At 64.6% G+C, this 11891-nt stretch carries 10 protein-coding genes; 6 read left to right on the top strand and 4 right to left on the bottom strand.

What is annotated here, in order from left to right; genetic code table 11:
- Positions 1-182: 182 nt before the first annotated feature.
- The gene (locus H6718_15760) at positions 183-1592 is read left to right on the top strand and encodes a protein kinase (protein ID MCB9586856.1); all 1410 of its coding nucleotides are present in this window, start codon (positions 183-185) and stop codon (positions 1590-1592) included.
- 232 nt (positions 1593-1824) lie between these two features.
- Here the strand turns inward: H6718_15760 and H6718_15755 are convergent, their stop codons facing one another.
- Both H6718_15755 and H6718_15750 read right to left on the bottom strand, forming a co-directional pair.
- Positions 1825-2949, bottom strand: coding sequence for a hypothetical protein (locus tag H6718_15755; protein MCB9586855.1), 1125 nt, complete (start codon positions 2947-2949; stop codon positions 1825-1827).
- Between the two features lie 82 nt (positions 2950-3031).
- Positions 3032-3763, bottom strand: coding sequence for a ferritin-like domain-containing protein (locus H6718_15750; GenBank protein ID MCB9586854.1), 732 nt, complete (start codon positions 3761-3763; stop codon positions 3032-3034).
- A gap of 253 nt (positions 3764-4016) precedes the next feature.
- Between H6718_15750 and H6718_15745 the strand changes: the two genes are divergently transcribed.
- Positions 4017-4679, top strand: coding sequence for a dienelactone hydrolase family protein (locus H6718_15745; GenBank protein ID MCB9586853.1), 663 nt, complete (start codon positions 4017-4019; stop codon positions 4677-4679).
- Positions 4680-4831: 152 nt separating this feature from the next.
- On the opposite strand, the gene H6718_15740 is transcribed toward H6718_15745, so the two are convergent.
- Both H6718_15740 and queG read right to left on the bottom strand, forming a co-directional pair.
- Positions 4832-5218 carry a hypothetical protein gene (locus H6718_15740; protein ID MCB9586852.1) on the bottom strand — a complete coding sequence of 129 codons (387 nt, stop codon included), beginning with the start codon at positions 5216-5218 and terminating at the stop codon, positions 4832-4834.
- A 12-nt stretch (positions 5219-5230) separates the two neighbouring features.
- Entirely contained in the window at positions 5231-6550 is a 1320-nt protein-coding gene (queG, locus tag H6718_15735) for a tRNA epoxyqueuosine(34) reductase QueG (protein ID MCB9586851.1), read from the bottom strand.
- Between the two features lie 155 nt (positions 6551-6705).
- Here queG and H6718_15730 point away from each other — a divergent pair, with 155 nt between their 5' ends.
- The 4 genes from H6718_15730 to H6718_15715 are packed head-to-tail and all read left to right on the top strand — an operon-like array spanning position 6706 to position 11790.
- Complete coding sequence (locus H6718_15730; protein MCB9586850.1) at positions 6706-7677, top strand: ABC transporter ATP-binding protein; 972 nt, start codon at positions 6706-6708, stop codon at positions 7675-7677.
- Complete coding sequence (locus tag H6718_15725; protein MCB9586849.1) at positions 7677-8411, top strand: ABC transporter permease; 735 nt, start codon at positions 7677-7679, stop codon at positions 8409-8411. Before H6718_15730 ends, H6718_15725 begins: the two co-directional genes overlap by 1 nt.
- A complete protein-coding gene (locus H6718_15720; protein MCB9586848.1) occupies positions 8408-10762 on the top strand; it encodes a Gldg family protein in 2355 nt (784 codons plus the stop codon). The genes H6718_15725 and H6718_15720 overlap by 4 nt, the downstream gene beginning before the upstream one ends.
- Positions 10759-11790: a DUF4340 domain-containing protein gene (locus H6718_15715; protein ID MCB9586847.1), complete on the top strand. Its 1032-nt coding sequence runs from the start codon at positions 10759-10761 to the stop codon at positions 11788-11790. The genes H6718_15720 and H6718_15715 overlap by 4 nt, the downstream gene beginning before the upstream one ends.
- Positions 11791-11891: the final 101 nt, after the last annotated feature.

The raw sequence follows: 11891 nt of genomic DNA, 5'->3' as shown, positions 1-11891 counted from the left end.
AAACCCAGACTCACGGAACAACAGTACAGTCCCGACTCTGGGCCTGAAGTGGTGGACCGTGCTAGCCTCCTAGGACCAGTGGAGCGTAAACTTCATGGGTTTCGTGCAGGAGCACTGCCTGGTGCTGCATCAGGTCTCCGCTCCATCCCAGCATGAAACGTTCGTTTTGAACCGAGGCAACCATGTCCCTAAGCACCGGCGACATCATTGACGGCAAGTACCGCATCGTTCGACTACTCGGCGAAGGTGGTATGGGCGCTGTCTACGAAGGCGAGAACACCCGCATCCACCGCCGTGTTGCGATCAAGGTGTTGCACTCTGGCGTCGCCGAAAACGCCGACGCCGTTCAACGCTTCGAACGTGAAGCCCAAGCGGCCGGGCGGATCGGCTCACAGCACATCGTAGAGGTGCTCGACCTTGGCGACTTGCCTGACGGCGATCGCTACATGGTCATGGAGTTCATGGATGGGGATAGCCTGAGCGACCGTATCCGTAAGGTCGGTCGGCTCACGCCGGAGCAGATCTATCCCATTGCGTACCAGTTGCTCGAGGGTCTCCAAGCCGCTCATTCCGCGGGGATCATCCATCGCGACCTCAAGCCGGACAACGTGTTCGTCTTGACGTCTCACGCGGGGCAGACGGACTTCGTGAAGATTCTGGACTTCGGCATCTCGAAGTTCAGCGCGCTGGGGAACGAAAGCGGTTTCTCCATGACCCGCACCGGTGCGGTGATGGGCACGCCGTACTACATGTCGCCCGAGCAGGCGAAGGGCGCCAAGGGCATGGACCAACGCGCCGACCTGTATTCCGTGGGCGTGATTCTCTACGAGTGTGCGACCGGGCAGGTCCCCTTCAACGCGGACACGTTCAACGAGCTCCTCTTCAAGATCGTGCTCGAAGAGCCGCCTCCGCTCGAGCAGTTGGTTCCGGAGATCGATCGCGGCTTCGCTGAAATCATTCGGCGCGCCATGGCGCGCGAGCCGGCACATCGTTTCCAGACGGCAAAGGAATTCCAGAGCGCGATCGAGGGATGGGCGAGCGGACGTGTCTCGATGCCCATGGCTGCGGCGGACCTGACGGGACCTCGGCCCGCCATGGCGAGTTTGCCTCAAGCCGCTCCGCCTCCGGCGAACCCCGCGCTCGCCGGGACCCAGGGTGCCTGGGCGGGGGAGAGCCAGCCGAAGAAGTCCAACACCGGGCTGATCGTCGGCGCAGCAATCGCCGCGGTCGTTTTGTTGGGTGGCGGCGGCTTCGCTGCAATGAAGCTATCCGGGGGAGACGCTGCGGCCGCCCAGGAGACGCCGCCGGCACCCACACAGCCTGAAACCACCACCCAAGAAAAGCCTGAAGAGAAGGCGACTGAGGACAAGCCCGAAGAAAAGCCTGAAGAGAAGGCGACTGAGGACAAGCCCGAAGAAAAGCCTGAAGAGAAGGTGGCTGAGGACAAGCCCGAAGAAAAGCCGGAGGAGAAGCCGCGGGTGGCCGCACCTTATGTGCCGAGGCCTGCGGCGACTCCAAAGCCATCGTCCAAACCAGCTGCTGGCAACGAGCCGACGAAGTCCGGTAACCGCATCATCCGTCCCACGCTGTAGCTGGTTCGGCAGGGTCGGCTGATTCAGCAGGGTCGGCTGATTCAGCAGGGTCGGCTGATTCAGCAGGGTCGCCTGGGTCGGATAACCACGCGACCTGATCTGAGGCCGGAAGGTAGCGCTTCCGGCCTCCTTGCATTTGCCGCGCGTACGCCTGGCCCCGGGACGCTCCGGCGGCTCAGTTGAAGGCAACTGAGTCGCGTGCCATCCGTTCGTTTGCGCCAGGCCCAAGTCCTTAGAGGGCGTTGATCCAGGCTTCTACCGCCGCGACGCCGGAGTCGTCGACGTCTTCCGTACCAATGGGTGGCATGGCGACCGAGAGCTCGCGACTCTTCATGCGTCCGAGAACAGCGCTGTGGGTCGGGTCCTTTGGAGCGATGCGCGCGGTGCTTCCAGTTGGGATCCCTTCAAAGGGCGTGACGTTGACCGTGGTGAGATACGTCGGCGTCGTTTCAACGCTGCTCAGGGTGCCATCTCTCAACCACAGATCCATATCCACACGGAAGAACGTCGCCGACTTCGGGTTGTGGCACATCCCGCAGTTTGCGTGGAGGTAGCCCAGGGCAGCTTGCGCGGTGGCGTCTCCGGGAACCACCGGCTGGCTACTTGGCGGGTTGGTGAGGCGATTGGCGTCAACTAGACCCTGAAGCGTCAACCCCGGACCGGAGTGCGCGAGCTGGATCTGGGTGAAGCCGAGAGAGCGATCCGGCAGGTTGTTGTGGCATTGGTGGCACTGGTTGACGCTCGGGATGTCGTGGTCCGTAGCGGAAGCGTTCTCTATGCCATCGGGCACAGGCAACGCATCGAGCTGGTCGTCTTGCCACTGGTACGCGATCATTGTCCACCCGCTCGCGGTCTTCTCGAGCAAGCGGGTTTCTACCCGGATACTCCCGCGGGTGAACTCCTTCCAGAGCTTGGTACCCTGGGGATACACCCAGTAGTCTGGGTCGCTGGTGTCAACTTGGGCGCCGTCGGGGAGGTAGACCCAACGGCGCTTGGTCGCGCCGTCAGTCCAGAGCTTGAACTGTGGCTCGAAAGCCTGAACGCCTTGCGCGAGCGTATCGCTCGCGATGTCGGCGTAGAGCCCGGTCTCGCTGAGGCGCGGGGGATAGCCCGCGCTGCCTGCTGTGCCGGCGCTGCCCGCTGTGCCGGCGCTGCCTGCCGTGCCGGCGCTGCCTGCCGCGGCCGCTGTGCCGCCGGCTCCGCCGCCAGCCGCGCCCGCCGCCCCGCTAGCGCCCGCTACAGAACCGCCGGCGCCTGCCGTTCCCGCGCCACCGCCGGAAGGCCCGTCGTCGCTAGAGCAAGCGACTGCCCCTAACCCAAAGAAAAGAGCGCTGAGTAGGACCTGTGCGTGTTTCATCCCGAACCCCGCTCACAGCTTAGTGTCCCAGGTGATTAGGGCAAACCGCGGGCGAAACTCCGCCGATATCAGACCGCTCGACTCAGCTCGGCGCCTGCGAAGCGTCCCAAGCCGCTTGAGCATCCAGCCCGTGCTCCTTGAAGCGGGGGATGTAGTCCCGCTCAAGGGCGCGTTGGAGGATCTCCCCGTAGCGCGCGCTGGGCATCAACCCCCAGGCGCGCTCTTGATCCGCCATCTCGCGATCCTTTTGCGCCAGCGTCGGCGAATAGAGGCGGCGAATGCGGCCGAACATGCGCGGCAGCTCGTGTTCGATGAGGCGCCGATACTCGGGTTCCCGCGGCGAATCCATCAGCCAGGCGAGCAGGGTCCAACCGAAATCCCGATGCCGGACCTCATCCTTCAGCACGCGATCGAGGGTCTTTTTAGCGCTCGGGACGGTGCACTTGTCGCGGAGCTCCTTGAACAGTGGGACCGCGACCGTTTCCCCGAGGCAGAAGATATCAACCCCTGCGCGGAGCACATCGAGTTCGAGAGGGTCTCCGGGGCAGCGCGGCAGCGCCAGTGACTCCCGCACAATGTGGGGAGGCTCGGCGCCGCCGCCGTCGACGTACACCTCATGGCTCAGCTCGGCGTGGGCCAGCTCATCCTCCACGATGCGAAGCCCATCGCTGATCAAGTCTGGAGAAGCGCCGATTTGTATCAACCACAACGTCAGGTGTTGGGTGATGGCAGCGGACCGGTACTCCGCTTCGACGCGACGCAACCACTCGTTGCGTACGCGGTCGGTTGCACTGGGCTTGCTGAGTTCGCTCATGGCTGGCTTCGTAGTGTAGCCCGATTGGTGCCGATCTGCGCAGGGCGAACGCTGCCCACCGCGAGCCGGGCTACGCCGCTGAGGAGCGCTCCGCACGAACGCCTCAGCCGCTCGTGGTGGCAAGAGTCTCGGCGCTGAGTTCCCAAACGGAACGTCGCGGGCTGGTTGGCCGGGCTGGGCGCCGCCAGGGCTCGCGTGTAGGCTGCGCCCGGGTTCGAGGAACGCGAGCCAAGCCGCAAGGAGGAGACAAGGCATGGGTGAGTCGATTGAGTTCAAGCGCCCCGATGGGCAGAGTTGTCCCGGATATGTCACCGGAGCCGCCGGTGCCCCAGGGGTGGTGCTGATTCAGGAGTGGTGGGGCCTCAACGATCAGATGAAAGGGCTTGCGGATCGCATGGCAGATGCGGGTTTCCGCGCGCTCGTTCCCGATCTGTACCGCGGGAAGATCGCCAAGGATGGGGACGAGGCGAACCACATGATGGGAGAGTTGAACTTCCTCGATGCCGCAGAGCAGGACATCCAGGGCGCGGTTTCTTTCCTCGGGGAAGCTGGCACCAAGGTGGGGGTCGCTGGGTTCTGCATGGGCGGCGCGCTTACACTGCTCAGCGCGGTGCGGGTGAACGGCATGACGGCGGGCGCGTGCTTTTACGGGATCCCACCGGCTGCAGTGGCTGACCCCAAGACGATCAAGATCCCGGTGCAGTGCCACTTCGCCAACATCGACGACTGGTGTACCCCCGACGCAGTGAACGGCTTGGAGGCCGACTTCAAGGCGGGTGGAGTGAACTACGAGCTATTCCGCTACGATGCGCAGCACGCATTCATGAACGAGAAGCGTCCGGAGGTTTACGACGCGGCTTGTGCGAAGCAAGCGTGGGACCGCGCCGTGGACTTCTTCAAGCGCACCCTCGCCTGAGGCCCCGTCGCTCGGCGCCCCGTTGTTTAACCGCACCGTCGTTTAGCCGTGCGGAAACGATGGGGCGGTAAACTGGACCGTTCGAACGACCGTGGAAGCGGCGCTGATACCAACCCGCTTCCGCCACTTTCTCGGCCTGAGAACTCGCCGCCTTAGAGCGCGGGCTTCGGTTTGTCGCCGTCGACCTTGTCGTTGGCCCCGACTACGCCCGCGAAGATTAGGAACCCGACCGCCAGCAGCGCCATGAAGACAGGCCGCTTGCTATGACCCGCTGGGGTCACGACTGGCGGCGCCTCCGACTCGGGCAGCTGACTCGTGTCGCCGACCTGAGCCGCAACCGGAGCCGCTCGCTGCGCTTCTTCCTCGGGTGTGGGGAGATCGGCAGCTGCCGGAGCGGTGACGAACAAAACGCCGAGCAGTGTACCGACTGCAAGCCACGGCATGATTCCGCCGGTGCGTGCTCGCAGCCAGCTCATCACCCCAGGACTCCCGCCCTGAGAGCGACCGCTGCTGGACTTGACCCCCTCGTTCCCTCGCATCGAACAAATGAGTTACGTGGCGTCGGCGGCTCGGTCAAGCAGTTCGGCAAGGCTGCGACAGGCTTCCACACGTACGGCCTCCGGTTGCCCGCTGGCGCTCAGGGTCCTCAGCTCGCTTTCCGCGCCAAGGCGCCCCAAGGCCCAGGCGGCGTGTTCCCGCACCATCGGGCTGGAGTGTTGCGCGGCGGCGCGAAACAGCGCGCCCTTATGTTGCCTGTCCCCGAGGTTACCCAACGCAACGGCCGCATTTCGCGCGAGCTGAACCCGACTCACGCGGCGCAAAGCGGTGCGTCGGACCACGCTGCGGTAGCGAGACGCTCCCAGTTCCAATAGCTCTATCAGGGACAAGCCGTCCCGCGTGGACGCGAGCTCCGGGGCGCAGCCGGCACGGGCGCGAGCGCTCGAGCCGTTGAAGGGACACACCGTCTGGCAGACGTCACAACCGAAGACTCGGGTCCCAATGGGCGCTCGCAGCTCCCGAGGGATGGCGTCTTGCAGCTCAATCGTCAGGTAGGAGATACAGCGCGTGGCGTCGAGGATGTAGGGGCCGACGAACGCTGCCGTGGGGCAAGCGTCGAGACACTTCGTGCACTCCCCGCAACGGTCCTTTATCGGCGCGCCCACTGGCAGGTCGAAGTCGACCAAGAGCTCTCCCAAGAGCAGCAAGCTGCTCCCCCCCGGGGCGATGACCAAGCCATTCTTGCCCACGAAACCGAGCCCGGCGCGAGCCGCGATGGCGCGTTCGAGCAGCGGCGCCGTGTCCACGCAGGGTCGCGCCAGGATGGGCCGAGCCGCAAGATCCGCGAGGAAATCACCCAAAGCGAGCAGTCGGTTCCAAAGCAAGGGATGGTAGTCCCGGCCCTGGGCGTAGGCAGCCACTTGACCTCTCGGGGTATCCGAACCCGCGCCCGACAAGAGGCGCTCGGCGGGGATCAGCGAGGCGTTCGTCGCGTAAGGCATCGCCACGCAGATCACGCTCTTGGCGGTGGGCATTAACGCGCGAGGATCCGCGCGTTCGCCGTCACCAAGGTAGTCCATCTCCCCGTGGTGGCCGGCTTTGAGCCACCTCTGCCAGTTGGCATCCGCTTGCTCTAGAGGCTCCGCCGAGGTGACGGCGAGCTGAGACAGCCCGAGCTCGGGCGCCCGGGCCACCAGAGCGGCCACGATCGCCTGGGGCGCGAGCGGCTTGGCAGCGTTCTGCGGGTGATGGACGCGCGCGCCGGCAGGCAGTTCCGAGGGGATGGTGGCCACGTGGGGGCGCAGCCTAGCAAGGCTCTTCTCTCCGCCCAGCGACAGATCAATCGCAAAGTAAGCGGGGCGCTCTCTTGCCACGGCGGAATCTTTGGGGAATAAGCGGCCGGGCGAGCTGGTCTGAAGGGCCGCCTTATGCGCCGATGGCGCACCACAGTTCGTCGGGCGAGATCCTGGTTCAGACCCTCCGAGGCTGGTCTCTGGAGCACGCCCCAGCGAACGGGAGCTTCGAGCAAGTGATCCAGATCCGAGGTCTCTATAAATACTACGGCCCAAGCCGCGCCATCGGGCCGCTCGACGTGGAAGTCCAAGCAGGGCAAGTCGTCGGGTTGTTGGGTGAGAACGGCGCTGGCAAGACCACCACGCTGCGCATCCTGGCTTGCGACCTACTGCCCTCTGCCGGCCAGGTCATGGTCGACGGCTATGACGTGGTGGACCACCCCGACGAGGTGCGCGCCCGGGTGGGCTATCTGCCGGACAAACCGCCGCTCTACCCAGAGATGACGGTGCGCGAGTTCCTGGTGTTCGCGGCTCGCTTGAAGGGCGTTTCGAAAGGCGACGTGCAAAAGCGCGTCAACGAGGCGGCCGAGCAAACCGGGATCGCGGCCCGCCTCGACCAGGTGATCGGCACGCTGAGCCACGGCTTTCAGCAACGCGTGGGCATCGCCCAGGCCATCGTGCACAGGCCGAAATTCGTGGTGCTGGATGAACCGATCAGTGGACTCGACCCGCGGCAGATCGTGGAGATGAGGCATCTGATCCGCGGGCTGGCGGGGGATCACACGGTGCTGATCTCAAGTCATATCCTCTCGGAAATCAGTCAGACCTGCGACCGACTGCTCGTGATCCGCGACGGTACGATCGTCGCAGACGACAGCGAGGCAGCAATCGTGAATCGCACGCTCGGAGGGATGCGCCTCAGCCTGCTGGTCTCCGGGTTGGAGGTGGACGCGCTGCGTTCGCTTCTTCAGGACCTTGAGGCCGTGGAAATCGTAGAGCTTGGCAAAGAGGGTAAAGCCTTGCGCGCCGAGCTGCGGACACAGTCGGATCAACGCGCGAGCATCGCCCGCAGGGTGGTCGAAGCCGGGGCGGAGCTCTTGGAGCTCGGCCGCAGCGAGCACGAGTTGGAGAGCGTGTTCATGCGTCTGGCGGAAGGCAGCGCGTACGCCGACGGCGGTCGCAGTCGCCAGGGTGGGGGCGTTCACTGATGGCTTCCCTTGGAAACGTCGCGTTGATCGCAGGGCGGGAACTCAAGTCTTACCGTCGCTCACCGCTAGGAGCGATCGTCGTCAGCGGGATGCTCCTGATGAGCGGCATCCTGTTCTACATCTTCGGTCTCAGCGCCGACAGACTCCTCAGCGCTGAGGTGCTCAGGCAGTTCTTCTACAACGCTAGCGGGCCGCTGATGATCGCGTGCCCGCTGCTCTCGATGCGCCTGGTAGCGGAGGAACGGCAAACCGGTACTCTCACGCTCCTCAACACCTCACCGGTGACCGACGGGCAAATCGTGCTCGGTAAGTTCCTGTCAGCGCTCTGCGTCATCAGCCTCGCGACGGTACTCACGGCGTACATGCCCGCGCTGATCTTCGTGAACGGCAAGGTCAGCGTTGGTCACATCCTGGTGGGCTACCTTGGCCTGCTGCTCTTGGGGAGCGCCGCGATGAGCATCGGGCTTTTCGCCTCTACGCTCGCACGCTCCCAGGTGGTTGCGGTGGTGATCACCGCGCTGATCCTCGGGCCGATGGTGACGCTCTGGCTGCTCGCAAAAGTGACTGAGCCACCGCTCAATTCCTTCCTTGGAGCACTCTCCCTGCACCACGACAACTTCAAGCCGTTCATGGACGGCGTGCTCAAGCTGGATGCCGTTGCTTACTACCTCGCGGTAACAACGTTCTTCTTGTTGGCCGCCACCAAGGTACTGGAAGCGAGGCGTTGGCGATGAGCGACGTCAAGCAATCGAAGAGCCTGGCACCGTGGCTGCTTCCCGCTTACCTGGTTGGCCTGTTGCTTTTACTGCTCGGCGAGCGAGTACTGGCAGGCGCTGAGAGTGGGCGGTGGCTGATCACTGGTCCAGCGCTGCTCCTGATCGGTTTCGGAACGCTGGGGCGCTTCGTTCCCGCGTTTCAGGAGCGCGGAGAGACCCAAGGCATCGCGCGCATCCTGCAGATCTTGAGCGTGGTGGCCCTCGCCGGCGTCGCGGCGTACTTCGTCAGCACGGATGCCGGCTTGAGCGCCTTCGGGCTCGACACCGGGCCCGCCAAGGACCGCGAACGCACCGTCGAAGTGCTGCGCGTCGTCTGGGCCGCGCTGCTCTTGCTCGGAACGCTGCCGCTGATCTTCGCGGAAGCGGCGCTCTGGCCGACTCGGCGGGCGGCCCGCAGCGAGCGCCGGCGAGTGTTGGCTGCGGCCACCGCGGGCCTCTCGCTGGCTGCGGCCGCGGTGTACTGCAGCCTGTTCGTGTTTGCCGCGGGGACGTCGGATTGGAAGCTGGATTTCTCCTATTTCCGTACGTCGCGACCGAGCGATTCGACGAAGAAGATCGTGGAGAGCCTGACGGAGCCCGTGCGCGTCGTCGCGTTCTTCCCTGACGTCAACGAGGCCCGCAGCGAGGTCAAGGGTTACCTCGACGAGCTAGGCCGCGTGAATCCAAAACTCCAGGTGGAAATCCAGGATCGCTTGATGGCGCCCGGTCTCGCTCGCGAGCTTCGGGTGACTCAAGACGGCGTGATCGTTTTGGTCAAAGACAGCGTCAACGAGAGCCTGCGCATCGGCACCGAAATGAGTGGCGCCAAGAAGAAGCTGAAGACTCTGGATGCGGACTTCCAGGAGAAGCTGCTCAAAGTCGTGCGCAAGCGCCGCGTGGCTTATCTCACGGTCGGCCACGGGGAAATCAACGATCAGCCGCTGGCGGGCGATGCCGCCCAGGATCGCTCCGCGTCGATCTTGAAGCGCCAGCTCGAGGCGCAGAACTACCTAGTGAAAACCCTCGGCCTCGCTCAGGGGCTAGGCAGCGAGATCCCCGAGGATGCGACGTTGGTGATGGTGCTCGGCCCGACGGAGCCCTTCGCACCCGAGGAGCTCAAGACCTTGAAAGGGTATGCGGCTCGGGGCGGCAAGCTGTTCATTGCGCTCGATCCTGACGCAGTTTCCACCACGCCGACCCTAGCCGCCGACAGCGATGTGGCCGTTGCGCCTAGCGCCAAGCCTGCGCCTGGCACCAAGCCTGCGCCTAGCACCAAGCCTGCGCCCAGCGCCAAGCCTGCGCCTAGCACCAAGCCTGCGCCCAGCGCCAAGCCTGCGCCCAGCGCCAAGCCTGCGCCCAGCGCGGGGCCGTCAGAGGCAACCGAGGTCGCGACCCCCACGGAGCCGTCTGAGGCGCTCGGTCAGCTGAACGCGCTCGCCGAGGTGGTCGGGCTCGATCTCGAACCAGGCATCTTGGTGAACGACGCACCCGCAAAGCACCTGCGCCTGCGCTTCAACGCGTCGGACAACGGGCTCTTGCCGACGAACAAGTTCTCGTCCCATGCGTCGGTGTCCACCTTGAGCCGCAACTCCGCGCGCGCCGCGATCGTGGTCAACGGCGCGGGCAGCCTCGTCAAGTCTCCGCAAGGCACGACTCAGGTCGATTTTGCCATCCGCTCGCTCTCGGGGACCTTCGCCGACCTGAATCGCAACTACCAGTTCGACCCGGGCGAGTTGAGAAAGGTGTACAACTTCGCCGCCGCGGTCTCCAGCAGCGCGAGCAAAGCTCCGACCAAGCCGGAGCCCAAAGCGGATCCCAAGGGCAAGCCTCTCAAGGACGAGCTGTTACCGAGCGAGATGCGCGCCTTCGTGATCTCCGACGCGGACGCAGTGAGCGATTTCGTGATGGCGAAATCGCCTACGAATCAGCTGATGTTCGTCGACGTGGTGCGCTGGCTGGGCGGAGAAGAGAGCTTCGCTGGGGAGATATCGAGCGAAGAGGATCACCCGATAGAACACACCAAGAAGGGTGACACCATCTGGTTCTACGCGACGATCCTCGGGGTGCCGATGCTGGTGCTTGGCCTTGGGCTCTTGCTAAGCCGTCGTCGGCAGGTGCCAGCTCGGTCTGCTGAAGAGAGCTCCTCACCCCCAAATCCGCGGGGTAAATCGGCAGACGAGGAGGATGAGAAGTCCGACCCGGACCCAGCCGACGAAACGTCTGATCCGAGTGATGAGGACGACGAGCCAGACTCAGAACCTGGCTCCGACTCCGACGCAGAAGACTCCGACGCAGACGCCGAAGATCAGGACGAGGAGGAAGAGCGATGAAGACCAATCGGAGCTTGTTCCTTCACGGCGGCCTGCTGCTCCTCGCTAGTGCGCTGGCTTACTCTGGCTACACCAAGAGCGCGCCGCCTGCTGGGACTCAGCGTCTCGAGGTGCAGGTGTGGAGCGGCACGCCAGACCAGCTGAGCAAGATCGAACTCGAGATGCAGGGGCGAAAGGTCACCCTCGAGGGCAAGCAGGACAAGGAAGGGCGCTACTACGTGGGGGAGCTGACGCGGGAGAAGCGCAAGCCGCCCACCCCGGTGAAGGCGGACGCTGGCGCAGAGAAGCCCCCCGAGCCGAAGCCCGAGTCGGAGACGGTGCGCTTCATCGCGGCCAGCAGCATGGAAAAGCTCGCCGAACAGCTCGCCCCGCTTGGTGCCTATCGATCCCTGGGGAAAATCGCCGAGGGCCAGGCAGCAGACTTCGGCTTCGACAAGCCGGAGGGCACGCTGCGGGTGACGGTTGGGGGCAAGACGCATGCGCTGGAGCTCGGTGGCACCACGCCGGGAGGCGCGGATCGCTACGTTCGGGACAAAGACAGCGGCGTCGCCTACGCGATCCTCGGCAGCATCACCCGCGACCTGGAGAACGCGGACTCGCGCCTGACCGAACGCAACCTGAACGGCTTCGAGCCCGCGCAGGTGACGCGGGTGCGCATTAGCGTTGGAAATCAGACGCGTGAGCTGGTGCCCATGGGCGGCAACGAGAGTGCTTGGGCCGACGCAGAGTCACCCAAGCAAGAGGACGAAACCGCGACGAACTGGATGGTGAAGCTCGGCCGCCTGCGCCCCAATCGCTACGTGGCAGAAAAGCCTGATCCGAGCGCCACGCCGGTGTTCGCTGTCGAGTATTTCGAAGGCAAGAAGCGCATCGGCGAGCTGGTGCTCGTCAGCGCGAAGGGTGAGGGCGAAGACTCCGACGGCAAGACGGAGTACCTCGTGCGGACGAACCACACCCGCTGGTACGCCAGTGTGATCCGCACCACCGCCGAACAGCTCGATCAAGATCTCGGGTCCGTCGTGCGCTAACGCTCCCCCACAAAACAGCGCTACCAAGCACCGCGGGGCCGTCGCTCTTTGGCGACAGCCCCGCTTCTCCCAGTCTGTGACGGCCAGGCGCTATTCCCGCA

It is taken from the genome of Polyangiaceae bacterium, assembly GCA_020633205.1.
Taxonomy (GTDB): domain Bacteria; phylum Myxococcota_A; class Polyangia; order Polyangiales; family Polyangiaceae; genus JAHBVY01.
Note: the sequence above shows the minus strand (reverse complement) of the source record. Positions and strands in the feature narration are given on the sequence as shown.